This is a genomic window from Curtobacterium sp. NPDC086286, assembly GCF_044746255.1.
GTDB lineage: Bacteria > Actinomycetota > Actinomycetes > Actinomycetales > Microbacteriaceae > Curtobacterium.
Map to the genome: position 1 here is coordinate 1 of NZ_JBIVBW010000005.1, position 22,629 is coordinate 22,629.

28 protein-coding genes are annotated in these 22,629 nt (G+C 71.7%); 16 read left to right on the top strand and 12 right to left on the bottom strand.

Annotated elements, in window-relative coordinates; all coding sequences use genetic code 11:
- Positions 1-267: 267 nt before the first annotated feature.
- The 3 genes from ACIPKM_RS10140 to ACIPKM_RS10150 are packed head-to-tail and all read right to left on the bottom strand — an operon-like array spanning position 268 to position 2,926.
- Positions 268-939 (bottom strand): methionine ABC transporter permease, encoded by a 672-nt coding sequence (locus ACIPKM_RS10140; RefSeq protein WP_217642545.1) that lies wholly within the window; start codon positions 937-939, stop codon positions 268-270.
- Positions 936-1,976, bottom strand: a complete 1,041-nt coding sequence (locus ACIPKM_RS10145) for a methionine ABC transporter ATP-binding protein (protein ID WP_071294557.1) — start codon at positions 1,974-1,976, stop codon at positions 936-938. The genes ACIPKM_RS10140 and ACIPKM_RS10145 overlap by 4 nt, the downstream gene beginning before the upstream one ends.
- Complete coding sequence (locus tag ACIPKM_RS10150) at positions 1,976-2,926, bottom strand: MetQ/NlpA family ABC transporter substrate-binding protein (RefSeq protein ID WP_402736686.1); 951 nt, start codon at positions 2,924-2,926, stop codon at positions 1,976-1,978. Before ACIPKM_RS10150 ends, ACIPKM_RS10145 begins: the two co-directional genes overlap by 1 nt.
- Before the next feature lie 143 nt (positions 2,927-3,069).
- On the opposite strand from ACIPKM_RS10150, the gene ACIPKM_RS10155 reads away from it, so the two are divergent.
- On the top strand, positions 3,070-3,558 hold the full coding sequence (locus ACIPKM_RS10155) for a 2'-5' RNA ligase family protein (RefSeq protein ID WP_402736687.1): 489 nt from the start codon (positions 3,070-3,072) through the stop codon (positions 3,556-3,558).
- A 49-nt stretch (positions 3,559-3,607) separates the two neighbouring features.
- Here ACIPKM_RS10155 and ACIPKM_RS10160 read toward each other — a convergent pair whose 3' ends face one another.
- The 3 genes from ACIPKM_RS10160 to ACIPKM_RS10170 form a co-directional block, all read right to left on the bottom strand.
- Entirely contained in the window at positions 3,608-4,855 is a 1,248-nt protein-coding gene (locus tag ACIPKM_RS10160) for a D-arabinono-1,4-lactone oxidase (protein WP_402736688.1), read from the bottom strand.
- A 43-nt stretch (positions 4,856-4,898) separates the two neighbouring features.
- A complete protein-coding gene (locus ACIPKM_RS10165; RefSeq protein ID WP_083295252.1) occupies positions 4,899-6,377 on the bottom strand; it encodes an MDR family MFS transporter in 1,479 nt (492 codons plus the stop codon).
- A 128-nt stretch (positions 6,378-6,505) separates the two neighbouring features.
- Positions 6,506-6,769 (bottom strand): acylphosphatase, encoded by a 264-nt coding sequence (locus ACIPKM_RS10170; RefSeq protein WP_083403155.1) that lies wholly within the window; start codon positions 6,767-6,769, stop codon positions 6,506-6,508.
- A gap of 122 nt (positions 6,770-6,891) precedes the next feature.
- Between ACIPKM_RS10170 and ACIPKM_RS10175 the strand changes: the two genes are divergently transcribed.
- The 7 genes from ACIPKM_RS10175 (at position 6,892) to ACIPKM_RS10205 (ending at position 13,415) form a co-directional block, all read left to right on the top strand.
- On the top strand, positions 6,892-7,590 hold the full coding sequence (locus ACIPKM_RS10175) for an NrtR DNA-binding winged helix domain-containing protein (protein ID WP_070418308.1): 699 nt from the start codon (positions 6,892-6,894) through the stop codon (positions 7,588-7,590).
- Between the two features lie 16 nt (positions 7,591-7,606).
- Positions 7,607-8,878: a quinolinate synthase NadA gene (nadA, locus tag ACIPKM_RS10180; RefSeq protein WP_402736689.1), complete on the top strand. Its 1,272-nt coding sequence runs from the start codon at positions 7,607-7,609 to the stop codon at positions 8,876-8,878.
- Positions 8,879-8,880: 2 nt separating this feature from the next.
- Positions 8,881-10,500 (top strand): L-aspartate oxidase, encoded by a 1,620-nt coding sequence (gene nadB, locus ACIPKM_RS10185; protein ID WP_402736690.1) that lies wholly within the window; start codon positions 8,881-8,883, stop codon positions 10,498-10,500.
- Positions 10,497-11,381 (top strand): carboxylating nicotinate-nucleotide diphosphorylase, encoded by an 885-nt coding sequence (gene nadC / locus ACIPKM_RS10190; protein ID WP_402736691.1) that lies wholly within the window; start codon positions 10,497-10,499, stop codon positions 11,379-11,381. The genes nadB and nadC overlap by 4 nt, the downstream gene beginning before the upstream one ends.
- A 1-nt stretch (position 11,382) precedes the next feature.
- The gene (locus ACIPKM_RS10195) at positions 11,383-12,522 is read left to right on the top strand and encodes a cysteine desulfurase family protein (RefSeq protein WP_402736692.1); all 1,140 of its coding nucleotides are present in this window, start codon (positions 11,383-11,385) and stop codon (positions 12,520-12,522) included.
- Between the two features lie 90 nt (positions 12,523-12,612).
- Positions 12,613-12,879: a hypothetical protein gene (locus ACIPKM_RS10200; protein ID WP_070418313.1), complete on the top strand. Its 267-nt coding sequence runs from the start codon at positions 12,613-12,615 to the stop codon at positions 12,877-12,879.
- Between the two features lie 245 nt (positions 12,880-13,124).
- A complete protein-coding gene (locus tag ACIPKM_RS10205; RefSeq protein ID WP_402736693.1) occupies positions 13,125-13,415 on the top strand; it encodes a hypothetical protein in 291 nt (96 codons plus the stop codon).
- Between the two features lie 21 nt (positions 13,416-13,436).
- Here the strand turns inward: ACIPKM_RS10205 and ACIPKM_RS10210 are convergent, their stop codons facing one another.
- Positions 13,437-13,898 (bottom strand): MSMEG_6728 family protein, encoded by a 462-nt coding sequence (locus ACIPKM_RS10210; RefSeq protein ID WP_402736694.1) that lies wholly within the window; start codon positions 13,896-13,898, stop codon positions 13,437-13,439.
- 88 nt (positions 13,899-13,986) lie between these two features.
- Here ACIPKM_RS10210 and ACIPKM_RS10215 point away from each other — a divergent pair, with 88 nt between their 5' ends.
- Positions 13,987-14,583: an NAD(P)H-dependent oxidoreductase gene (locus ACIPKM_RS10215; RefSeq protein ID WP_092386639.1), complete on the top strand. Its 597-nt coding sequence runs from the start codon at positions 13,987-13,989 to the stop codon at positions 14,581-14,583.
- A gap of 78 nt (positions 14,584-14,661) precedes the next feature.
- Here the strand turns inward: ACIPKM_RS10215 and aroQ are convergent, their stop codons facing one another.
- Positions 14,662-15,105, bottom strand: a complete 444-nt coding sequence (gene aroQ / locus ACIPKM_RS10220; RefSeq protein WP_070418316.1) for a type II 3-dehydroquinate dehydratase — start codon at positions 15,103-15,105, stop codon at positions 14,662-14,664.
- A 139-nt stretch (positions 15,106-15,244) separates the two neighbouring features.
- Between aroQ and ACIPKM_RS10225 the strand changes: the two genes are divergently transcribed.
- Entirely contained in the window at positions 15,245-16,915 is a 1,671-nt protein-coding gene (locus ACIPKM_RS10225; RefSeq protein ID WP_071294544.1) for a sodium:solute symporter family protein, read from the top strand.
- A gap of 30 nt (positions 16,916-16,945) precedes the next feature.
- The gene (locus tag ACIPKM_RS10230) at positions 16,946-17,275 is read left to right on the top strand and encodes a hypothetical protein (RefSeq protein WP_071294543.1); all 330 of its coding nucleotides are present in this window, start codon (positions 16,946-16,948) and stop codon (positions 17,273-17,275) included.
- A 196-nt stretch (positions 17,276-17,471) separates the two neighbouring features.
- Here the strand turns inward: ACIPKM_RS10230 and ACIPKM_RS10235 are convergent, their stop codons facing one another.
- Entirely contained in the window at positions 17,472-18,002 is a 531-nt protein-coding gene (locus ACIPKM_RS10235) for a DUF3800 domain-containing protein (protein ID WP_402736695.1), read from the bottom strand.
- Between the two features lie 96 nt (positions 18,003-18,098).
- Between ACIPKM_RS10235 and ACIPKM_RS10240 the strand changes: the two genes are divergently transcribed.
- The 3 genes from ACIPKM_RS10240 to ACIPKM_RS10250 are packed head-to-tail and all read left to right on the top strand — an operon-like array spanning position 18,099 to position 20,020.
- Positions 18,099-18,515 carry a VOC family protein gene (locus ACIPKM_RS10240; protein ID WP_071296396.1) on the top strand — a complete coding sequence of 139 codons (417 nt, stop codon included), beginning with the start codon at positions 18,099-18,101 and terminating at the stop codon, positions 18,513-18,515.
- Between the two features lie 39 nt (positions 18,516-18,554).
- Entirely contained in the window at positions 18,555-19,172 is a 618-nt protein-coding gene (locus tag ACIPKM_RS10245; protein ID WP_402736696.1) for a DNA-3-methyladenine glycosylase I, read from the top strand.
- A gap of 38 nt (positions 19,173-19,210) precedes the next feature.
- Entirely contained in the window at positions 19,211-20,020 is an 810-nt protein-coding gene (locus tag ACIPKM_RS10250; protein ID WP_229086308.1) for a DJ-1/PfpI family protein, read from the top strand.
- A gap of 1 nt (position 20,021) precedes the next feature.
- Here ACIPKM_RS10250 and ACIPKM_RS10255 read toward each other — a convergent pair whose 3' ends face one another.
- Positions 20,022-20,492: a GNAT family N-acetyltransferase gene (locus tag ACIPKM_RS10255; protein WP_402736697.1), complete on the bottom strand. Its 471-nt coding sequence runs from the start codon at positions 20,490-20,492 to the stop codon at positions 20,022-20,024.
- Positions 20,489-21,250: a LysR family transcriptional regulator substrate-binding protein gene (locus ACIPKM_RS10260; protein WP_402736698.1), complete on the bottom strand. Its 762-nt coding sequence runs from the start codon at positions 21,248-21,250 to the stop codon at positions 20,489-20,491. Before ACIPKM_RS10260 ends, ACIPKM_RS10255 begins: the two co-directional genes overlap by 4 nt.
- Before the next feature lie 33 nt (positions 21,251-21,283).
- On the opposite strand from ACIPKM_RS10260, the gene ACIPKM_RS10265 reads away from it, so the two are divergent.
- Positions 21,284-21,673, top strand: coding sequence for a DUF5997 family protein (locus tag ACIPKM_RS10265; protein WP_070418322.1), 390 nt, complete (start codon positions 21,284-21,286; stop codon positions 21,671-21,673).
- Positions 21,674-21,710: 37 nt separating this feature from the next.
- Positions 21,711-22,217 (top strand): hypothetical protein, encoded by a 507-nt coding sequence (locus tag ACIPKM_RS10270; protein WP_071296394.1) that lies wholly within the window; start codon positions 21,711-21,713, stop codon positions 22,215-22,217.
- Here the strand turns inward: ACIPKM_RS10270 and ACIPKM_RS10275 are convergent, their stop codons facing one another.
- Positions 22,218-22,628 carry a phage holin family protein gene (locus tag ACIPKM_RS10275; protein WP_402736699.1) on the bottom strand — a complete coding sequence of 137 codons (411 nt, stop codon included), beginning with the start codon at positions 22,626-22,628 and terminating at the stop codon, positions 22,218-22,220.
- Between the last annotated feature and the right edge of the window lies 1 nt (position 22,629).

Here is a 22,629-nt window from a genome sequence, read left to right on the forward strand (position 1 = left end):
GCCCCCGCCCCCGCGCCCGGGGGGGGCCCCCGGTCTACCCCCCCCCCCCCCCGCCGCGGCCCGGGGGCCCCCCCCCCCCGGGGGGGGGGGGGGGGCGGCGCCCCCCCCCCCCCCCCCCCGCCTCCAGGCTGTCGCAGTCGCAGGACATGCCGCCAGCGTGACGCCGAGGTCGCACGACGTGCCGCTGCGCGGTGCGGACGGCTGCACTTCGTGCGACCTCGGCCCCGCCCGGCGCGCGCGGGGCGCGCGGGCCCGGGCGCCCGCGCGTCAGCGACGCAGGGTCGCCCGCGCCAGCCGGTTGCCGATGAACTGGCCGAGCTGCACGATGATGACGATCGCCGCCACCGACACGTACACGATCCACCAGTCGTACCGCTGCGACCCGTACGTGATCGCGTACTCGCCGAGTCCACCGCCACCGATCAACGCCCCTTGCGCCGTCATGTCGACGATGCCGATGTAGATGAACGTGTAGCCGAGGATGAGCGGTCCGAGGCCCTCGGGGATGAGGACCGTGAGCAGGATCGACAGCGGGTGCGCTCCCGATGCCCGTGCCGCCTCGACGACGCCGGGGTCCACCGACAGCAGGTTCTGCTCGACGATCCGGGACACCGCGAACGACGCCGCGAGCGAGATCGCGAAGGTCACCGCGGGGACACCGATCGTGGTCTGCACGACCACGCGGGAGAGCGGGGCGATCGCCGCCAGGAAGATCACGAACGGGATCGGCCGGACGAGGTTCACGACCACGTTGATGATCGTGTACGCGGCCCGGTTGCCGAGCAGGTTGCCCGGGCGGGTGGCGTACAGCGCGAGGCCGAGCGCCAGGCCGATGATGCCGGCGATGACGAGCGACACCAGGGACATCACGATCGTGTCGCGGATGGACGCGACGAAGACGTCGAACGTGTCGATCACGCTCTGGAACGAGTTGTTCACGCTGCGCCCTCCTCGTCGGTGGTGATGCGCGCGGCACGGAGGGCCGCGACGGCCGCGTCGATCTCGGACGGACGGGCCGCGGTCAGCTCGTAGGTGAGCGACCCGATCCGGCGTTCCCGGATCTCGCCGACCCCGCCGTAGACGAGCTCGGCGGTCACCCCGGCGGAGCGGAAGACCTGGTCGATGCGGTTCTGCAGCCCGGCCTCGTCGGTGATCTGGACCGTGACGAGGCGACCGGGATGCCGTTCGCGCAGCCGCGCGACGGTCTCCGCCGAGGGCCGGTCGTGCAGAGCGGTCCGGACGAAGCGCTGGGCCGCGCCGGTCTGCGGGTTCGCGAACACGTCGTAGACGTCCCCGACCTCGACGACGCGCCCCTGCTCCATGACGGCGACGCGGTCGGCGATCTGTCGGACGGCGTCCATCTCGTGCGTGATGACGATGATCGTGACGCCGAGCTCCTTGTTCACCCGGCGGAGGAGCCCGAGGACCTCGGACGTGGTCTCGGGGTCGAGCGCGCTGGTCGCCTCGTCGGCGAGGAGCAGGTCGGGCGACGCCGCGAGCGCCCGGGCGATCCCGACGCGCTGCTTCTGCCCACCGGAGAGCTGTTCGGGGTAGGCGTAGGCGCGGTCGAGGAGCCCGACGAAGTCGAGCAGCTCGGCGACCCGGCGGTCCCGTTCCTCCTTCGGCACGCCCGCGACCTTGAGCGGGTACGCGACGTTTCCGGCGATGGTGCGCGACCGGAAGAGGTTGAACTGCTGGAAGATCATCCCGATGTTGCGCCGTGCCGTCCGGCGGTCCCGCTCGGGCAGCGCCGTGAGCTCGTTGCCGGCGACCGTCACCGACCCGGAGGAGGGCAGCTCGAGTGCGTTGACGAGCCGGACGAGCGTGGACTTGCCGGCACCGGAGTACCCGATGACGCCGAGGACCTCTCCCTGGTGCACGTCCAGGGAGACGTCCTCGACGGCCACCACGGTCTCGCCGGTGTCGGCGCGGCGGTAGTGCTTCGAGACGCCGCGGAGTTCGACGAGGACCGGCACTACTGCTTGGCCGCCTTCGCGTCCTGCTCGACCTTCGCGAGTTCCTCTTGCAAGGAGGACGCACTCTCGTCACGGCTGACCGCCTCGGGCAGGTCCTTCTTGAAGACCTTCTGCACGGACTCGTCCTGGAAGAGCTTCGCGAGGTCGAGGTAGGTCGTGTTGTCCTTGTCGGCGTTGCGCACGGCGAAGACGTTGACGTACGGTGCCGCGCTCGCGCTCGAGGGGTCGTCCTGGTAGATCGCGTCGGAGATCGGCAGGCCGGCGGCGGTGGCGTAGTTGTTGTTCACCACGGCGGCCGCGACCGAGCCCTGCTGCAGGGCGTTCGCCGTCTGCGAGGCGTTCAGCGGCTGGACGTCGACCTTCGACGACTCGATGTCGGTGGTCGTCGAGAAGGCCGACCCGCCGTCCTTGAGCGTGACGAGCTTCGCCGCCTGCAGGATGAGCAGCGCGCGGGCCTGGTTGATCGAGTCGTCCGGGATCGCGACCTTGGCGCCCTCGGGCAGGTCGGCGACGTTGTCGTACTTCGTCGCGTAGAGCGGCAGCGGGTAGACGGCCGTCGAGCCGATCGGCTGCAGGTCGTCGTTCGAGGTGACGTTGTAGTCGGCCAGGTACTGGATGTGCTGGAACTGGTTGAGGTCCAGCTGCTTGTCCTTGAGCGCCGGGTTCGGCAGCGAGTAGTCCGAGAAGTTGGTCAGCTTGACCGTCACGTTGAGCTTCGACTTCGCGAGCTTCGTGTAGGTGCTCCAGTAGGAGAGCGACTTGTCCGCGACGCCGATCGTGACGGTCTTCGGCGAACCACCGGCGGCAGCGCCGTCGTCGGACCCGCCGGAGCGGACGGCGCCGACGATGAGGGCGACGACGATCGCGACGACGACCACCGCGGCGGCGATGATCCAGCCGATCGGGCGCTTGCCCTTCGGCTTCTCGGGCAGAGCGGGTGCAGCGGACATGACGGAGCTCCTCGTGGGCAGTGCTGTGGGGGTCCGCGGTGGTCCGCGGCGTGCAGTCGAGTGTGACGGGCAGCCCGGCACGGTGCGAGTTCCGTTCCGCCGTGTTACATCCCTGTCACACGGTTCATTGGTTCACTCGGTCCGTGCGCAGTCTCGAACTCGTCCTCGATCCGTCGTCGGACGCCGCCGTGCGCGCCGCGTGGGACGCGCTGGTCCGTGCGGACCTGCCGAGCCTCGGACGGTCGGACACCAACCGCCCCCACGTCACGCTGGCCGCGGGCGACGACCTCCGGATCCCGAGCGGGTTCGACGTGCCGGTGCCGTCACGGCTCCGGCTCGGTGGCGTCCTGCTGTTCCCCGCGGGACCCGGGCGCTCGGTGCTCGCCCGCGCGGTGGTCGTCGACCGTGCGCTCGCCGCGTTCCACGAGGCGGTGCACCGGGCGTCCCCGGGAGGGATCGACACCACGTCGCCGGGCGCGTGGTCGCCGCACCTGACGTTCGCGCGACGGGTCCGGGACGAGGACCTCGGTGCGGCTGTCGCGGCGCTCCGCGGGACCCCGCTCCCCGATCTCGTGGTCGGTGGCGTGCGGTTCTGGGACGGAGAGTCCAGGACGGTCACGCCGGTCGGGTGACGCGGGTTCGGCTCACGTCCGCGTCGTGACGATGCCCAGGAGGCGCGGCTCACGTCCCCAAGACCCGCTCGCCGAACGACGACGCGAACGTCCGCTCCGGGTCGGCCGCCGCGACGAGGCCGCGGAAGTCGGCCAGCCGCGGGTACAGCCCGGCGATCGCGGCCGCGTCGAGGGAGCTCATCTTGCCCCAGTGCGGTCGTCCGTCGAACGGTGCGAGGAGCGCCTCGAGGTCCGGGAGCAACGCGGCCACCTCGGCCGGGTGCTTCTGCCATGTGAATGCGATGCAGAGCACGTCCTCGCCCTGCGTCGGGCTCAACCAGAACGGGTCCGCCGCCATCGTGCGGAGCTCGCAGACGTGCAGGTGCGGCTGGATGCGGGCGGCCATGGTCCGGACGGCGTCGAGCGCCGCACCCGCGTGCCGGAGGGGGACGAAGTGCTCGCTCTGCACCTCGGAGCCGTGACTCGGCACGGAGTCGATCGGGAAGTGCGGCAGCCGGTCCCACCACGGCCCGACCGAGCCGTCCCGGGCGGTGTGGTGTCCGTCGCCGGGCGAGCCGGGCAGCCGGGGCGCGCCGAACAGCTCGTCCGGGACGGCCACGTCGTCGTCGCCGTCCGGCACGCGCGACTTCAGCAGGACCTCGCTCACCGTGTCGCCGAACACCGTGTAGGAGCAGACGGACGTCGCAGCGGCGTGGACCTCGGCGACGTGGGCGGTGAAGGTGTCCCACGGGATCGGCCCGTAGGTGTCCTGGCGCATCCGGTAGCTCGGCTGGACGTCGAGCGTGACCCGGGTGAGGACGCCGAGCAGGCCGAGGTGGAGCACGGCGCCGTCGAACGCCGGGTCGTCGCGTTCGATCGTCCGTGCGGACCCGTCGGGCCCGAGCACCTCGAACGACCGGACCGCGGTGCTCAGTGACCCGAGTGCGGTGCCGGAACCGTGCGTCCCGGTCGCGATGGCGCCGGCGATCGAGATGTGGGGGAGCGACCCCGTGTTGTGCAGCGCGAACCCGGCGCGGTCGATCTCGGGCGCGACGACGCCGTAGCGGGTACCGGCGCCCATCGTGACCGTCCGCCGCACGGCGTCGACCTCAAGGTCGGTCGGGATCCCGGTGAGGTCGAGCAGCACGCCGGGGGCGTCCGGCGCGTCGTTGAACGAGTGCCGGGTGCCGAGGCCGTGCACCCGGGGCGACCGGGCGACGATCTCGGCGGCCTCGTCGATCGCCGACGGGCGGAGGACCCGTTCGGCCGTGTAGGTGACCGTGCCGGACCAGTTAAGCTCGCTCGTCGTCGACCGCATGACGCCCACGATGCCACGCGCACCCCGGCGCGTGCGGTTCCCGTCAGTGCATCGACGGCGCGGGGGCACCGTCCGGGGTCGCCGGGCGACGCACGAGGGAGCACATCACGATCCCGAACAGCGAGATCACCGCGCCGACGAGGAACGCCGTCCGCACGCCGGAGGCCGTGGCCTCGGCGAGGCCCGCGGCGCCGCTGCCGGCCGCCGCGCCCGAGGCACCGATGGTGAGGAGCGTGACGAACAGCGCCGTGCCGGCGGCTCCGGCCAGCTGCTGCGCCGTGCCGAGGACCGCGCTGCCGTGCGAGTAGAGCTTCGGGGGCAGCCCGCCGAGCGCCGCGGTGAACAGCGGCGTGAAGGTGAGGGCGAGCCCGATGCTCAGGACGACGTGGGCGCCGAGGACGAACCACACGCTGGTGTCGACGCCGACGGTCGAGAGCGCCCAGAGGACGGCGCTGACGATGATCGAGCCCGGGATGAGCAGCACCCGCGGACCACGGCGGTCGTAGACGCGACCGACGATCGGGGACAGCAGGCCCATGATGAGGCCGCCGGGCAGCAGGAGCAGGCCGACGTTCAGGACGTCGAGCCCGAGGACCCGCTCGAGGTAGATCGGCAGCAGGATCAGGGTGCCGAACATCGCCATGAAGCTCAGGCCCATCGCGACGATCGGGACGGTGAAGCCCTTCGTCTGGAAGGTGCGGAGGTCGAGCAGGGCGCGGTCCGCACGCTGCAGCCGGGTCTGCCGGAACACGAAGAGGGCGAGGGCGAGGGCGCCGACGACGAGGGAGACGATCGGCACGAGCGGCCCGGTGGTGCCGGCCTCGCCGATGCTCGAGAGGCCGTAGACGATGCCGCCGAACGCGAAGGCGGACAGCACGACCGAGAGCACGTCGAGCGGGGCCTTGCGGGGCGTCGACACGTTGCGGACCTTGACCATGCCGAGGATCAGCGCGGCGATGGCGATGGGCAGCACGAAGCCGAAGAGCCAGCGCCACGAGAACGCGTTGAGGATGAGCCCGGAGATGGTCGGGCCGATCGCCGGGGCGACGGAGATGACGATCGAGATGTTGCCCATCACACGGCCGCGGTGCGCCGGTTCGATGAGCGTGAGGACCGTCGTCATGAGCAGCGGCATCATGATCGCGGTCCCGCTGGCCTGCACGATGCGCCCGAGCAGCAGCATCGAGAACCCGGGCGCGAGCAGCGCGATCAGGGTGCCGGCCGAGAACAGGCTCATCGCCCAGACGAACACCGGCCGGGTGTTGAAACGCTGCAGCAGGAACCCGGTGATCGGGATGACGACCGCCATGGTGAGCAGGAAGCCCGTGGTGAGCCACTGCCCGGTCGCGGCGCTGATGTCGAGGTCGTCCATGAGCCGCGGGAGCGCGACGCCCATGATCGTCTCGTTGAGGATCACGACGAACGCCGAGACGAGCAGCAGCCCGATCACGAGTCGGGTCTCGCCGGCGGAGGGCTGCGCGACGCTCCCCGTGCGGGGTGCGGAATCGACGGCCTGGGTCATGCGGGGCTCCTGGTGGATCACGACTGGTGGAACGAGGGGGCGCCATGGGCGCAGACAGGGCAACCGCCTGAGTGGATTCGATTATTCCGATTCGGTCCGACATCCGTCGACGTCGGGCGGCGACCGGGTCAGTGCAGGATCGCGAAGCCGTCGACGTCGCCGTGCGGCACCACCGCGCGGCAGGTCACGTCGGTGACCTCGGCGGACGGCGGGCCGGTCCGGATGAACGTCATCAGGGCGTCGACCGCGGGGGCCGGACCCTCGGCCTCGACCTCCACCGTGCCGTCGAACAGGTTCCGGGCGTACCCGGCGAGTTCGAGCCCGTCGGCCTTCCGTGCGGTCCAGTACCGGAAACCGACCCCCTGGACCGTCCCCGACACGACGGCGTGCATCCTCGTCACCGTAGTCATGCGGCTCAATGTAGGCGCGCGGTCCGACCAGGAGTTTTCGACGCTGTTTCCGTCTCGTGAAACCCGGTGATAGTGTCATCTCAACCCGAACACTTCGAGTCATCATGACACTTACTCCCGAGCTCCCCATCCGCGTCGCGGTCTCCACCGTGATCGTGGCGTTGCGCCCGCACCCGGACACCGGGGCGCCGGCGCTGTGGATGCCGCTCGTGCGTCGGGTGGCCGAGCCGTACGAGGGGGCGTGGGCGCTCCCGGGTGGTTGGGTGCGGCCGGACGAGGGGCTCGAGGACTCCGCCGCGGCCCGCCTCCGCGAGACCACCAACGTGCAGCCGCGCTACCTCGAGCAGCTCTACGCCTTCGGTGACGTCGACCGCTCGCCGAGCCGCGTCGTGTCGATCGTGTACTGGGCCCTCGTCCACCCGGACGAGGCGAGTTCGGTCCCCGACGACTGGAACGTGCGGTGGTTCCTCGCCGACGAACACCCGCCGCTCGCCTTCGACCACGACCGGATCGTCGCGTACGCGCTCTGGCGGCTCCGCAACAAGATGTCGTACTCCCGGATCGCCCAGGCGTTCCTGGGGGACCGGTTCACCCTCGCCGAACTCCGCGGGGTGTACGAGGCGGTGCTCGGGCGTGCGCTCGACCCCGCGAACTTCCGTCGCCAGGTCGAGAAGACCGACGCGATCCTGCCGACGGACGAGACCACGAGCGGGGACCGGCACCGTCCGGCCCGGCTGTACCGCTCGAACCCCGACCTGGCCTACGCGGACAACGGTCCGCTGCAGCAGGGCAAGAAGCCGTAGAACCGAAGGAACACCCGTGTCCATCGCCACCACCATCGAACTGATCTCCAACGGTCAGGCCGCCGGCAGCACCTGCACGCCCGACCTGGCGATGCCGACGTGGGACTTCGACTCCCGGCCCGGCTACGGCCCCGGCTCGTCGATGTCGGACGTCATCCCGACCTCGGCGCCCCGGCAGGGCGTCATCCCGGACGAGTACCGGAACGCCCCGGACGACGAGCTGCACGAACGCATCGAGCGGGCGAAGGCCACCCTCGGCGACCGCGTCGTGGTCCTCGGGCACTTCTACCAGCGCGACGAGGTCGTGCGGCACGCGGACTTCCTCGGCGACTCGTTCCAGCTCGCGAACGCCGCGCTGACGAAGCCCGACGCCGAGGCCATCGTGTTCTGCGGCGTGCACTTCATGGCCGAGACCGCGGACATCCTCGCCCGCGACGACCAGCGCGTGATCCTGCCGAACCTCGCCGCGGGCTGCTCGATGGCCGACATGGCCGACATCGACAGCGTCGAGGCGGCGTGGGCCGAGCTCGAGCAGGTCTACGGCGCCGAGCCCGACGCCGACGGCCGCGTGCCGGTCATCCCCGTCACGTACATGAACTCCGCCGCCGACCTCAAGGCGTTCTGCGGGCGGCACGGCGGCATCGTGTGCACGTCGTCGAACGCCGCGACCGTCCTCGAGTGGGCGTTCGAGCGGGGGCAGCGCGTGCTCTTCTTCCCCGACCAGCACCTCGGCCGGAACACCGCCAAGGCGATGGGCATCAGCACGGACCTCATGCCGATGTGGAACCCGCGGAAGCCCCTCGGCGGCAACGACGAGCAGACCCTGCAGGACGCCAGGGTCGTCCTCTGGCACGGCTTCTGCTCGGTGCACCGCCGCTTCACCGTCGACCAGATCGACCAGGCCCGTCGCGAGCACCCCGGCGTGCAGGTCATCGTGCACCCCGAGTGCCCGATGGCCGTCGTCGACGCCGCCGACCACGCCGGCAGCACCGACCTCATCCGGAAGACCGTCGCGGCCGCCACCGAACCGACCACGTTCGCGATCGGCACCGAGATCAACATGGTGAACCGGCTCGCCGCCGAGTACCCGCAGCACACGATCTTCTGCCTCGACCCGGTGGTGTGCCCCTGCTCGACGATGTACCGGATCCACCCCGGCTACCTCGCCTGGGTCCTCGAGGCGCTCGTGCGCGGCGAGGTCCTCAACGAGATCGTCGTGCCGGCCGACGTCCAGGCCGACGCCAAGGTCGCACTCGAGCGCATGCTCGCCGCCCGACCCACGGTCTGACCGTGCACGTCGTCATCGTCGGCTCCGGCATCGCCGGACTCACCGCAGCGATCCGCGCGAGTGCCCGTCACGACGTCACCCTGGTGACGAAGGGCGCGCTCGCCGACGGCGCGACGGCGTACGCGCAGGGAGGCGTCGCCGTCGCGCTCGGCGCCGACGACTCCGCGTCGCTCCACCAGGCGGACACCCACGTGGCGGCAGCGGGCAGCGCCGACGCCCGCGCCGTCGAGGTGCTCTGCACCGACGGCCCCGCACGGGTGCGGGACCTGCTGTCGCTCGGCGTCCCGTTCGACCGCACCACCGACCGGACGAGCCTCGACCGGTACGGCGACGACCTGGCCCGCGGGCGCGAGGCAGCGCACGGCCGGTGGCGCGTCGTGCACGCGGACGGCGACGCGACCGGGGCCGCCATCGAGCGCACCCTCATCGCCGCCCTGCACCGCCGGCACGTCACGATCCTCGAACGGACCTGCCTCGTCGACCTCGTGGTCCGGGACGGCTCGGTCGTCGGGGTCGACGTCCTCGACCTCCTCGGCGAGCCCCGGCGGATCGACGCGGACGCCGTCGTGCTCGCGTCCGGCGGCGCCGGGCACCTGTTCCGCGAGACCACCAACCCGCTCGTCGCGACGGGCGACGGGCAGGCAGCCGCCTGGCGTGCCGGTGCCGTGCTGGCCGACCTCGAGTTCGTGCAGTTCCACCCGACCCGCCTCGCGGTCCCCGGCGGCGGGCTCGTCTCCGAGGCGGTCCGCGGCGAGGGAGCGGTACTCCGTGACGCACGAGGGCACCGCTTCATGGTGGACGTCCACCCCGACGCCGAGCTCGCCCCCCGCGACGTCGTCGCCCGGGGCATCGCGGCCGCCGTCCGGGAGCAGGACGGAGGGCCCGTGCTCCTCGACGCGACCGGCCTCGACCCCGCCTTCCTCGTCCGGCGCTTCCCCGGGCTCACCCGTGCGACCCGGACCGCCGGCTTCGACTGGACCCGCGAGGGCGTCCCCGTCTCCCCGGCCGCGCACTACTCGATGGGCGGGGTCGCCACCGACGCCGAGGGACGGACGAGCCTGCCCGGCCTCCTCGCGATCGGCGAGGTCGCCTGCACGGGCGTCCACGGCGCCAACCGGCTCGCGTCGAACTCGCTGCTCGAAGGACTCGTCTTCGCGGTCCGCGCAGCGGACGCGCTCGACGTGCCGCGACCCGGCAGACTCCGCCTGCGCGGCGACGCGGGTCTCCCCGTCACCAGCGTGCCGAGTGCGACCGACGTGATCCGCGCCTCCCGTCCCCTGCTGCCAGGAGGCGCGGCTCGACCCACCGACGCCGCCGACGTCCGCCAGGCGGTCCAGTCCGTCATGACGGACCGGGTCGGGCTCCTCCGCGACGCGAGCGGTCTCGCGAGCGCACGACGCGACCTGGCCGCCCTCGTCGCGCCCGAGCCGACCGGCGTCCGCGACCTCGAGGACCGGGCACTGCTCGACCTCGCCCGGGTCACGGTGCTCGCCGCCGAGGCCCGGACCGAGTCCCGCGGTGCCCACGCCCGCACCGACCACCCCGACACCGATCCCGCAGCCCCCGCGTCGACCGCGTGGGTCGCCCAGCACACCGCCGTCCCGCAGGAGGTACCCGCATGACCGACGACCCCGGCACGATCCCCCCGCACGCCCTCCGACGCGTCATCGACACCGCGCTCGAGGAGGACGCCCCCTGGGGCGACGTCACGAGCGAGACGCTCATCCCCGCAGACGCCACGGCGACCGCGACCCTGGCGGCGCGCGAGCCCGGCGTCCTCAGCGGGGGCGACGTGTTCGTCGCCGTGATGCACGCGGTCGACCCGACGATCGACGCGGTCCTGCACGTGCCGGACGGCAGCCGGTTCACCGCGGGCGACGTCCTCGCGACCGTGAGCGGTCCCGCCCGGTCGGTCCTCCGTGCCGAGCGGGTCGCACTGAACCTCGCCCAGCGGATGTCCGGCATCGCCACGGCGACCGCGACCTACGTGGCGGCCGTCGCCGGCACCCGTGCCCGGATCGTCGACACCCGCAAGACCACGCCCGGCCTGCGGGCCCTGGAGCGGTACGCCGTGCGGTGCGGCGGCGGGCACAACCACCGGACCTCGCTGTCCGACGCCGTGCTCGCGAAGGACAACCACCTCGCCGTGCTCCTCGCCGGCGGGATCGGCATCGGGGACGCGATCGCCGCGGCCCGCGAGCGGCTCGGGCACACCGTCCACCTCGAGGTCGAGGTGGACCGCATCGACCAGATCGAGCCCGTCGTGGCGGCCGGTGTCGACACGATCATGCTCGACAACTTCACCACCGACCAGCTCGAGGCCGGCATCCAGGTCGTCGCCGGGCGAGCCCTCGTCGAGGCCTCCGGCGGGGTGTCCCTCGACACCGTCGCCGCGATCGCCGCCACCGGGGTCGACGTGATCTCCGTCGGGGCGCTCACCCACTCGGCGCGGGCACTCGACCTCGGGCTCGACGTCGACGTGGCCGTCGGCACCCGCGTCTGACGTGTTCTACCTGGACCGCGCGGCCACGACGCCCGTACGCCGCGAGGTGCTCGAGGCGATGTGGCCGTACCTCACCGGGACCTTCGGCAACCCGTCCTCCACGCACGGGGTCGGCGACGCCGCAGCCCGGGGCCTCGCCGACGCCCGCGCCACCGTCGCCGCGGTGCTCGGGTGCCGCCCGGCCGAGGTCGTGTTCACCACCGGCGGGACCGAGGGTGCGAACACCGCCGTGAAGGGCATCGCCCTGGCGTCCCCCCGCGGTCGCCACGTCGTCACCAGCGCGATCGAGCACGAGGCGGTGCTCGAGAGCTGCCGGTACCTCGAACGGTTCCACGGGTTCGACGTCACGGTCCTGCCGGTCGACCGCGACGGGGTCGTCGACCCGGACGTCCTCGCGGCAGCGCTCCGACCCGACACCACCCTCGTCTCGATCGCGCACGCCGACAACGAGATCGGGACGGTGCAGGACGTGCCGGCGCTCGCCGCGGTCGCGCACGCCGTCGGGGCGCGGTTCCACACGGACGCCGTCCAGTCGGCGCCGTGGCTCCCGGTCGGGCTCGACGTGCTCGGTGTCGACACGGTGTCGGTGTCCGGGCACAAGCTCGGCGCACCGAAGGGCACCGGCGTGCTCGCCGTCCGGTCCGGCGTGGCGCTCGAACCGCTGCTGCACGGTGGGGGACAGGAGCGGGGGAGACGCTCCGGCACCGAGGACGTCGCGGGTGCCGTCGGCGTCGCCACGGCCTTCGCGCTCGTCGCCGCGGGCCGGGACGACGCGGCCCGGACCGCGACCGCCACCCGGGACGCCGTGCTCGACGGGGTGCTCCGGTCGGTGCCCGGGGCGTTCGTCACCGGGTCGCGGACGTCGCGGCTGCCCGGCCACGCGTCGTTCTGCTTCCCCGGGGTGAACGGCGAGACGGTCCTGCTCGAGCTCGAGGAGCGCGACGTCGTGTCGTCGTCCGGGAGCGCCTGCGCTGCCGGCAGCACCGAGGCCTCGCACGTGCTCACGGCGCTCGGCCTGTCCGACGAGGTCGCCCGGACGGCGCTGCGTCTGACGTTCGACGCCGGCCTGACCGCGGCGGACGTCCCGGTGGTCGTCGATGCCGTCGCCGCAGCCGTCGCGACCGTCCGCGCCCTCGCCTGACGTCTGACAAGGGTGTACTAGACGTTCTACTCCATGAGTGGGGTCGTGTCCCCCCTTTTGCGGACCGGCGAAGTGCGCCAGAGTGTTCACATGGCAAACGCGATGACGACTCGGGTCCGGCAGGAGGACCACTTCCGGGCGGTCCAGCTCCTCCCCGCACCCGCGACCGTCCTCGCGCTCGTCCTGGCCGCGCAGCACGACCTCGGCACCGCCCCGCTCGGGCTCATCGCCGTCGTCGGAGCACTGGCGACCATCGGGAGTGCCCTGCTCCCCATGGTCCGACCCGCCGCGGCCCGACGGTCGATGCCCGCACCGACCGAGACGGACCGGTACCGAGAGGACACCGAACACCCTTGAGGACCAGCACCGTCGAGTCCGACCCCTGCGGACTCGCCGGTGCGACGAGCCGGACCAGGTTCCCTGACCTGCGTCCGGCGCGGGGCACGACACCCCCTGATTCGTCGTGCTCCGCAGCACCTGTGACCCGTCGTGGGCGCGGGCGTCGCTTCCCCTGTGCGATGCCCGAACCCCCTGTGCCCACGGCGGGTCCCGGTGCGCTGCTCCGCGCCCACGAGCCGGGGCGCTCGCACTAGCGTGGGACCGTGCCCTCCTACCGTGTGACCCTCGCCGTCGGAGCGCTCGCACCCGGCACCGCCCCGGACGCCGTGCTCCCCGAGGCCGCCCGGCTCGTCGCCGAGCTCGTGGTGGTCGAGGCGCGGGACGTCCGGCTGCTGCGCGGGGTCCCGTGCGCAGTGGTCCGGTTCGAGTCGCCGTCGGACGACGTGGCCGATGCCGTCGCCGAGCACGCGGCCACCGGGCTGCGAGCGACGGCCGAGGTGCGGTCCGTCGTCGTCACCCGCCGTGACGGCGGTCGATGGACCCCGATCGCCTGAGGCGACGAGGAGGACGCGTCGTCAGCGCGGCACCGGCGTGACCGTCCCCGGCCAGACGTAGTCGAGGTCGTCCGGCACGTCGGGGAACAGCGGCCGGTAGTGCTCCGGCGCCTTCTGCACGAGCTTCGACCGGTGCGAGCGGTGCACGGCGGGGTCCGCGTTCCACGACGGCACCGGGTAGTCGGCCCGCTCGTACGCGTCGAGGTCCTCGGGGACGAGCGCGAGGTCGGCGAGGGTCTTCTCCAGACAGGTGTCGGCGTACCCGCGGTCGGTCCACGCGCGGCACGTGGCCTGCTGGTACGCCATCAGCGCCGGACGGTACCCACGCCACATCGCCACGACGGGGTGGTGCTGCCAGCCGTAGTCCGGCAGCGTCAGTGCCCGCATCACCTGCAGCGTCTCGACCCGTTGCTTGCCGAGCCGCCGGTCGTCGAGCACCTCGGCCGAGGCGCGGAAGTCCGGGTACGGCAAGAACGTCTGCATGGCGCGGACGGTACGCGGCGGCGCTGGAACCCGACACATGCCGTCACACGCCGACCGCCGGGAGTCCCGGCGTGTGAGCATCGAGCACATGAGCGGAGAACTCGTCGTCGGCGTCAGTGGCAGCCCCTCGGACCCCTCGCGGACGTCCACCCTGGTGGCTGCGACGGTGGCGCGCCTCGGGCAGGAGATCGACGACGCGCGCACCGAGACCGTCGAGATCGGGCCGCTGCTCGCCGACCTCGGCGCGGCACCGTCCCGCGAGGCGATGTCGGACCGCACGCGACGCGCGCTCGAGACCGTCGAGGCGGCGGACGTCCTCGTCGTCGGCAGCCCGGCGTTCCGCGCCGCGTACTCCGGTGCGTTCAAGCTCTTCTTCGACTGGATCGGGCAGTACGACCTCGTCGACACCCCGGTGCTGCTCACCGCGACCGGCGGGAGCGATCGGCACGCCCTGCTCGTCGAGCACCAGATGCGCCCGCTGTTCGGCTTCTTCCAGTCGACGACGCTGCCGCTCGGCGTCTTCGGCAACGAGCGGGACTTCGCCAAGCGCGAGGGCGGCTACGACATCGCGAACGTCGACCTCGAGCTCCGCATCGACCAGGCCGTGCAGCGGGCGCTCCCGATCATCCGCGGGGGCTTCGCCACCGCTGCCACCACCGAGGTCCGGCGCCCCGCCGACTTCTGACCCGCCCCGTGGGTGAACGAGACCGCGCGTGAGACGGGAGGCGCGGTGCGGGCCCGACCCGCGCCTCCTGGACCCGACTCAGCCGAGCAGGGACGCGACGTGCGCGACCGCCAGGCGGTAGCCGTCCGCACCGGCGCCGGCGATGACGGCCGTCGCGGCCGTCGCGACGTGGTCGACGTGCCGGAACGGCTCCCGCTTCCACGTGTTCGAGAGGTGCACCTCGACGACCGGCACCGACAGCGCCTCGACCGCGTCGTGCAGCGCGACCGAGGTGTGGGCGTACGCGGCGGGGTTGATCACCACGCCCACGAAGTCGTCGAGTGCCTCGTGCAGCCACTCGACGAGCTCGCCCTCGCGGTTCGTCTGCCGGAAGTCCGCCTCGAGCTCGTGCACCGCGGCCTCGGTGTGCACGATCGCCTCGATCTCAGCGAGCGTCACCGTGCCGTACTGGTCCGGGTCGCGCCGTCCGAGGATGTCGAGATTCGGGCCGTTGAGGACGAGGATGCGCGGCTGCTCGGTCATGCCAGGAGCCTACCGAGCGCCCGCAGTCGCATTGCGGGTGCGATGCATACCTCGGCTATGTGAACGGTCACAATCCGGTGTAACGTTCCCGTCCGGGTCGGCGGAGTTGTCGATCGCAACACACTGACGTGGAGTTTGAATGGTTCTCGCTGCAGCGAACAACGGGATCCGGCTCGATCTGGGCTGGGTCGACTACCTGATGATCATCGTGTACTTCGCGGTCGTCATCGGGATCGGTTTCACCGCCCGGAAGCAGGTCCGGACGAGCATGGACTTCTTCCTGTCGGGCCGCTCGATGCCCGCGTGGATCACGGGCCTCGCGTTCGTGTCCGCGAACCTCGGCGCGACCGAGATCCTCGGCATGGCCGCCAACGGTGCCCAGATCGGCATGGCGACCCTGCACTACTACCTGGTCGGTGCCGTGCCGGCCATGGTGTTCCTCGGGCTCGTGATGATGCCCTTCTACTACGGGTCCAAGGTCCGCAGTGTGCCGGAGTTCATGCTCCGCCGCTTCGGCAAGGCCCCGCACCTGGTGAACTCGATCGCGTTCGCGGTGTCGAACGTGCTCATCGCCGGCATCAACCTCTACGCCATGGCCATCGTCATCGAGGCGATGCTCGGCTGGCCGGAGTGGCTCGCGATCATCGTGTCCGCGGGCTTCGTGCTCGTCTACATCACCCTCGGCGGGCTCTCCAGCGCGATCTACAACGAGGTCATGCAGTTCTTCGTGATCATCGCCGGCCTCATCCCGCTGACGATCGTCGGTCTGCACCGCGTCGGTGGCTGGAGCGGCCTCTCGAAGGCCATCACCGAGACCCAGGGCGTGCAGCACCTGCAGGCGTGGGCCGGCACCGGCTTCGGCGACGTCACGAACCCGATCGGCGCGAACTGGCTCGCGATCGTGCTCGGCCTCGGGTTCGTCCTCGGCTTCGGCTACTGGACGACGAACTTCACCGAGGTGCAGCGCGCGTTCTCGGCGAAGAACATGTCCGCCGCCCGCCGCACCCCGCTCATCGCCGCGATCCCGAAGCTCTTCATCCCCGCGATCGTCGTCATCCCCGGCCTCATCGCCGCCGCCGTCGTGGGCAACCAGTTCGCCTCGGGTGCCCTCGACTACAACGACGCGATCCCGAAGCTCATCCAGATGTACCTGCCGACCGGTGTGCTCGGCGTCGCGGTCACGGGTCTCCTCGCCTCGTTCATGGCCGGTATGGCGGCGAACGTGTCGTCGTTCAACACCGTCTTCACGTACGACATCTGGCAGCGCTACATCAAGCCGAACATGCCCGACGTGCACTACCTGAAGACCGGGCGCTGGGTCACCGTCGTCGGCGTGCTCGTCGGCATCGCGACCGCGTTCATCGCCGCGCAGGCGTCGAACATCATGACGTACATGCAGACGCTGTTCTCGTTCTTCAACGCGCCGCTGTTCGCCGTGTTCATCCTCGGGCTGCTCTGGAAGCGGATGACCACCGCCGGTGCGCTGTGGGGCTACATCCTCGGCATCGTGACGCCGACGATCACGTGGATCGCGTACCTCGTCAACCCGGACCTGTTCGCCACCGCGACCGCCGAGACCCTCTACGGCGCGATCATCTCGTTCGTCACCGTGCTCGTCGTCGGGTTCGTCGTGTCGATGGTCACGAAGCCGAAGGACGAGAAGGAGCTCGGCGGGCTGGTGTACGGCGTCGGCAAGATCGACCTGCACAGCGACTCCGTCGCGACCGACACCGCCTGGTACCGCTCCCCGGCGCTGCTCGGCACCGTCGCACTGATCCTGTGCGTCGTCCTCTACCTCCCGTTCCTCTAGGCCCGCGAAGACCCGCGAAGGAGATCTCCCATGAGCGACACCAACACCGCCATGACCGAGGAGCAGAAGGCCGCCCTCGTCCGCTCCACCCGCCGACTCGACCTGCGTCGCATCCTCGGTGGCCTGTTCGTCCTGTACGGCGTCATCGTGACCATCGTCGGCATCGTGCACTGGAACACCGACCCCGAGAAGACCGGTGGCATCCACATCAACCTGTGGGTCGGGCTGTCGATGCTCGTCGGCGGGCTGCTCTTCTTCCTCTGGGACCGGCTGAACCCCGTCCCGGCGGAGGACATCATCGGCCAGGCCGAGGCCGAGGAGCACCAGAAGGCGGCCGGCGAGGGCCGCGAGCTCGCCTGATCAGGTGAGCTGACCGACGGACGGGAGGCGCGGTGCCGGTTGGCACCGCGCCTCCCGTCTGTCTCGGTGCCGGTTGACGGCAGTCTCGCGGCGGTCCTAGTATTGATATGTCGACCGCGTGCTGCTCGGTCGGAAGTGAGCCCCGGAGCATCCTGCAGCCAGCGCGGGACCGGGGTTTTGCGCTGTCCGGCTGCGTTCACGGCACGCGGACGACCGATCCGTCGAACTCGTGGTCGAGCGCGGCGACGTGTGCGCCGCACGCCAGGTCGGCCAGCGCGACCAGCGGCTCGTCGTCCGGGCGCACGTGCTCGTGGCGGACCGAGCGCCCGACCCCTCGACGTCGGAGCGCATCGAACATCGATCGGTCTGCGTCGTCGTGGGCCCGTCCGCGGGACTCGATGACGATCTCCCCGACCCCGCGTTGTTCGAGTTCCCACACCAGTCGTTCGAGACAGTGGCGCCGTCGGCGTTCGACGCGCGCGGCCGCCCCGTCGTAGCGGACGACGACGACCGCGACCGCGCGACGCAGGAGTTCCAGCCACGAGATCCGCTGCGCGTGCAGCGCTTCGTACCAGTGCAGCTTCCGCATCCGACGGGGCGTCGCGGCTCGGATCCCGGCGCGGACGTCGTCGCGCTCCCGGTCGTGCACGACCACCGCGGCCATCACGTACGCGGTGTGGTCGCGACCGCCGCCGGGTTCGGACTCGTCGACGTATGCCGTCTGCATCGGACCAGTACATTGCGTACCGGTTGCTTCGCCGATGAAACGGTTGCGCTCCGTCCCCGGGCGCGCCAGGTTGAGCACGACGAAAGGATCCTCCCCATGGACACGATGGTCTTCATCAACCTGCCCGTCGCCGACCTCGAGCGCTCGAAGGCGTTCTACGAGGCCCTCGGCTACTCGATCAACCCGGCGTTCAGCGACGACACCGCGGCGTGCGTCGTGGTGAGCGACACCATCTACGTCATGGTGCTCACCCACGCCAAGTTCGCGGAGTTCACCACGAAGACCATCGCCGACGCGGACACGATCGAGGTCATCAACTCGCTCAGCGCCGACTCCAAGGACGAGGTGCACCGGATCGTCGACGCAGCGGTCGCCGCCGGTGGCTCCGAGGACCGCCCCGAGATGGACCTCGGGTTCATGTACCAGCGGAGCTTCGTGGACCCCGACGGGCACCGCTGGGAGTACGTGTGGATGGACCCGCAGGCAGCGCAGGACGGTCCGCCCGCCGAGTGAGCGACGACGGGTGTCGGCGGCGACGGCCAGGATGGTGCCATGAGCTCCGAGCCCGTCGCCGCTGTCCCGTCCGACCTCGTCGTGGGTGACGACGGCCTCGCCCGGCCCGTGTGGGCATCGAGTGACGAGCTGTTGCGCGACTACTACGACACCGAGTGGGGCATGCCCGTGCGGGACGAGCGCGGAGTGTTCGAACGCCTGTCGCTCGAGGCGTTCCAGTCCGGGCTGTCGTGGCGGACGATCCTCGCGAAGCGTCCGGCGTTCCGGGCAGCGTTCGCGGACTTCGACGCCGACACGGTCGCGGCGTTCGGCGAGGACGACGTCGCACGGCTCATGGCCGACGCCGGCATCGTGCGGAACCGGGCGAAGATCCTCGCGACGATCACCAACGCGAACGCCACGATCGCCCTGCGCGAGGACGGCGGCCTGGCCGACTTCGTGTGGTCGTTCCGGCCGGCGACGACGCCCGAGCCGCTCACGTACGCCGACGTCCCGACGAAGTCGGACGAGTCCGTCGCACTGTCGAAGGCGCTCCGGAAGCGGGGCTTCGCCTTCGTCGGGCCCACCACGATGTACGCGCTGATGGAGGCGCTCGGCATCGTCGACACGCACCTCGTCGGCAGCCACCGCCGGGGGACCTCCGGCGTCTGGAGCTGACCCCGACGGTGCCGACGGTGCAGGGCTAGGGTCGCGGCATGAGCTCCGAGAACCCGCGCGTCCGCCCCGTCCACCCGGTCGAGGCCGAGGTGGTGGAGGTGCCCCTCGACGCCGAGGTGCCGACGCCCGAGCCGTCCGACGACCCCGGTGCCGGCACCCCCGAGCACGACCCGGCCGAGATCCGGATCGCGTTCCTGTTGTTCCCCGGCCTGACGCAGCTCGACCTGACCGGGCCGGCGCAGGTGCTGTCCCGCGTCCCGGGAGCCCGCGTCGAGTACGTCGCGGCGACGCTCGACCCGGTACCGAGCGACTGTGGGCTGTCCCTCGTGCCGACCACGACCATCGCGGACGCCAGCCCGGCCGACGTGCTCGTCGTCCCCGGCGGCGACGGCGCCTTCGACGCGATGCTCGACCCCGCGGTGATCGCGTTCGTCCGGCGCGAGGCCGAGCGCGCCACCTGGGTGACCTCGGTGTGCACCGGCGCGTTCGTCATCGGCGCGGCGGGGTTGCTCGCCGGCAAGCGCGCGACGACGCACTGGGCATCGAAGCCGATGCTCGCGGCGTTCGGCGCGCAGCCGGTCGACGACCGTGTCGTGGACGACGGGGCCGTCGTCACCGCGGCCGGGGTGAGCGCCGGCATCGACATGGCGCTCTGGCTCGCGGCCGAGCTGGCCGGGCAGCCTGCAGCCGAGGCGATCCAGCTCCAGATCGAGTACGACCCGCAGCCGCCGTTCGACGCGGGTTCGGCCGTCCGGGCGGACACCCGGATCGTGACCGAGGCGCGTGCCGCAGCGGAAGCGGCACGTGGTGACCGGGTGGCGCGGGCGGCTGCGGCCGTGATGCGCTGAGTCAGTCGAGCGGGAGCTGCATCTGCGTCGCGGTGACGCCGTAGCCGAGTCGCTCGTAGAGGTCCTGCGCGCCCGTGTTGTACCCGAACACGTTCAGGCCGATGGTCCGGGCGCCGTTCGCGCGGGCGACCTCGTGCGCCTGCTCGAGCGCTCGGCGGGCGTGCCCCCTGCGTCGGTGCGGCTCGTCGATCTCGACGTCGAACACCCACCAGTCGGTGCTGCCCGGTGCGAACGGGCCGATCCAGAGGTACCCGACCACGGCGTCGACACCGTCGAGGACGTCCCAGACGAAGTGCTCGGGCAGCGGCGTGCCGTCGGGGAACCACTTGTCGAGGGACTGCTGCTTGTTCGCCTCCGCGCGCTCCCGCGTCTCGCCCGCCCGGATGCGTGACTCGACGTACTCCGCCATCGTGCGGTCGAGCCACCCGGGCAGTCGCTCGGCCGGCATCGCGACGAGGTGCGTGTCGGTCACCGGTTGCCCTTCGACCCGCGCTTCGGCTTGCCCTTCATGCCGCGCTGCACACGGCCGCGACCGGTCGAGTTCTTCCCGCCGCCGCTCTTGCCACCGGTGCCCTTGGTGGCGCCGCGCTTGGCGACCGTCTTCGCGTTCGACGGTGCGGCCTTGCCGCCGCCCTTCGCCGGACGCGACCCGTCCTTCGGGTCGGGAGCCGCGCCTCCTGGCTGGTCCTGGTCGCCCCGCGAACTGTTCGCGGTGCGCCCGCGGACCACGCCGATGAACTCCTCGGTGGTCTCGGTGGCGTCCTCGGAACGCCAGACGAGCACGATCCGGGTGCCGGACGAGCCGGCGAGCGTGCGGCTGACGAGCTCCTTGCGGCTCGCGGCACGGAAGAGGGACTGGGGGAGGACGGCCACGCCGACGTTCGCCTCGACCAGGTCGAGCGTGGCGTCGACGTCGTCCGGGACCGGGCCGGGGTCGACGACGTGCACGTCCGTCGCGGCGAGGTCGACCTCGGCGAGGTCCGCGAGCGGGGAGTCCTTCGGCATCGCGACGACGGCGGTCTCGGTCCAGAGCGGGATGGCGTTGTGCGTGTCCGACACGGGGATCCGGGCGAACACCATGTCGGCCTCGCCGGCGAGTGCGTCGTCGACCTCGTCCGCTCCGATCGGGCGGAGTCGGAGCTCGGTCGTGGGGAAGCGCTCGCGCCAGACGCGGGCCCACTTCGCGGGGGACACCCCCGGCACGAAGGCGATGGTGAGTGCCGCGGTCATGCAACCGAGCATAGGGGCCGTACCCTTGTGTCCATGGCGCAGGAACAGACCATGAAGCCCGAGACGGCCGCGAAGAAGCTCGGCATCCTGCTGGCGGCCGCCCCGGAGACCTTCCGGGACGCGCCGATCAGCCGGACCGCGTTCGACGAACTCCGCACGGAACCCCCGACCTGGCTCGAGGACCTCCGTCGCGACGGACCGCACCCGCGACCCGTCGTGGCGCAGAAGCTCGGCGTGTCGATCTCGGGGCTGACCCGTGCGGGCATCGACGAACCGCTCACCACGGCGGAGATCAAGACGCTGCTCGAGCAGAAGCCCGAGTGGCTCGTCCGCGAGCGTGCGACGCAGGCCGCGGTGCACGCCGAGAACGCCCGCGTGAAGCAGGAGCGTGCCGCGAAGGCCGCTGGCCGCACCGAGGACTGACCCCGACCCGCACCACCCCGCCGCCCGAGGACACCCCGTGCACGAGACCGTCGCCGACGCCATGCTCGTCGTGCCGCAGTTCGCGTCGGTGTGCTGCATCGTGGGGGACCGGTACCGGCCTCGCCCGGGCGTGATCGTCCCCGCGGCGGTGATGCTCGTCGCGATGCTCATGCCCGTCGTGCACGCCGGAGCGGTGTGGACGCTCCTCGCCGCCACCGTGCTCCTGCTCCTCGCGCCGCTGCCCGTCATGCGGCGGCGCCGCGCCGACGGTCGCCGTGCCGAGCCGATGGACGTCCACCGGGCGCTGTCGGCGGTCGTGATGTCCGGGATGCTCCTGATGGGGCACGCCACGGGCATCGCCGACGGACACGCGGGCCACGGCATCGCCCTGACCGCGGTGCTCGGCGCCGGAGTGATCGGCTACGCCGCGTTCAGCGGGTGGCTGCTCCGCCACGAGTGGGCACGAGAAGACCGGCGTGCCGTCCGGAGCGGCGAGGTCTTCGCGATGACGGTCGCCGTCGTCGGCATGACGCTCGCGATGTAGTCAGCGGTTCGCCACGCGCTCCTGCACCTCGTGGATCGTGTCGGACGGCACCGGCGGCACACCCCGACGGATGCCGGCGATGCCGACGGCCGCGAGGACCGCGGTGACGACGCCGAACACGATGAGCGTGATGCCGGTCGCGGCCCAGAGCGGGAGCACGAGCGCGAGCAGCACCACCACGAACCCGGCGAGCAGGACGAGGGTCGTCAGCGCGAACGCCACCGCGACACCGGTGAGGACGAGGCCCGTCTTCGCGCCGCTGACGCGGTCGCCGATCTCGCGTCGTGCGGAAGCGACCTCGTCGCGGACGGCGCGGAGCACCGGCTCGAGCGCCTTCTGCACGAGCCCGGCGGTGACGGTGTCACGGAAGGACGGCTTGCCGGTCGTGGTGTCGTCGTGGTCGGTGCTCATG

Excerpts from the sequence above, each read along its gene's own strand:
- nadC (WP_402736691.1), top strand. The coding sequence starts at position 10,497 with ATGACCGACGACCCCGGCACGATCCCCCCGCACGCCCTCCGACGCGTC.
- ACIPKM_RS10210 (WP_402736694.1), bottom strand. The coding sequence starts at position 13,898 with ATGCAGACGTTCTTGCCGTACCCGGACTTCCGCGCCTCGGCCGAGGTG.
- ACIPKM_RS10160 (WP_402736688.1), bottom strand. The coding sequence starts at position 4,855 with ATGCGGTCGACGACGAGCGAGCTTAACTGGTCCGGCACGGTCACCTAC.
- ACIPKM_RS10265 (WP_070418322.1), top strand. The coding sequence starts at position 21,284 with ATGGCGCAGGAACAGACCATGAAGCCCGAGACGGCCGCGAAGAAGCTC.
- ACIPKM_RS10260 (WP_402736698.1), bottom strand. The coding sequence starts at position 21,250 with ATGACCGCGGCACTCACCATCGCCTTCGTGCCGGGGGTGTCCCCCGCG.
- aroQ (WP_070418316.1), bottom strand. The coding sequence starts at position 15,105 with ATGACCGAGCAGCCGCGCATCCTCGTCCTCAACGGCCCGAATCTCGAC.
- ACIPKM_RS10165 (WP_083295252.1), bottom strand. The coding sequence starts at position 6,377 with ATGACCCAGGCCGTCGATTCCGCACCCCGCACGGGGAGCGTCGCGCAG.
- ACIPKM_RS10215 (WP_092386639.1), top strand. The coding sequence starts at position 13,987 with ATGAGCGGAGAACTCGTCGTCGGCGTCAGTGGCAGCCCCTCGGACCCC.
- ACIPKM_RS10240 (WP_071296396.1), top strand. The coding sequence starts at position 18,099 with ATGGACACGATGGTCTTCATCAACCTGCCCGTCGCCGACCTCGAGCGC.
- ACIPKM_RS10170 (WP_083403155.1), bottom strand. The coding sequence starts at position 6,769 with ATGCACGCCGTCGTGTCGGGGACGGTCCAGGGGGTCGGTTTCCGGTAC.
- ACIPKM_RS10150 (WP_402736686.1), bottom strand. The coding sequence starts at position 2,926 with ATGTCCGCTGCACCCGCTCTGCCCGAGAAGCCGAAGGGCAAGCGCCCG.
- ACIPKM_RS10200 (WP_070418313.1), top strand. The coding sequence starts at position 12,613 with ATGGCAAACGCGATGACGACTCGGGTCCGGCAGGAGGACCACTTCCGG.
- ACIPKM_RS10175 (WP_070418308.1), top strand. The coding sequence starts at position 6,892 with ATGACACTTACTCCCGAGCTCCCCATCCGCGTCGCGGTCTCCACCGTG.
- ACIPKM_RS10235 (WP_402736695.1), bottom strand. The coding sequence starts at position 18,002 with ATGCAGACGGCATACGTCGACGAGTCCGAACCCGGCGGCGGTCGCGAC.
- ACIPKM_RS10275 (WP_402736699.1), bottom strand. The coding sequence starts at position 22,628 with ATGAGCACCGACCACGACGACACCACGACCGGCAAGCCGTCCTTCCGT.
- ACIPKM_RS10245 (WP_402736696.1), top strand. The coding sequence starts at position 18,555 with ATGAGCTCCGAGCCCGTCGCCGCTGTCCCGTCCGACCTCGTCGTGGGT.
- ACIPKM_RS10250 (WP_229086308.1), top strand. The coding sequence starts at position 19,211 with ATGAGCTCCGAGAACCCGCGCGTCCGCCCCGTCCACCCGGTCGAGGCC.
- ACIPKM_RS10230 (WP_071294543.1), top strand. The coding sequence starts at position 16,946 with ATGAGCGACACCAACACCGCCATGACCGAGGAGCAGAAGGCCGCCCTC.
- ACIPKM_RS10225 (WP_071294544.1), top strand. The coding sequence starts at position 15,245 with ATGGTTCTCGCTGCAGCGAACAACGGGATCCGGCTCGATCTGGGCTGG.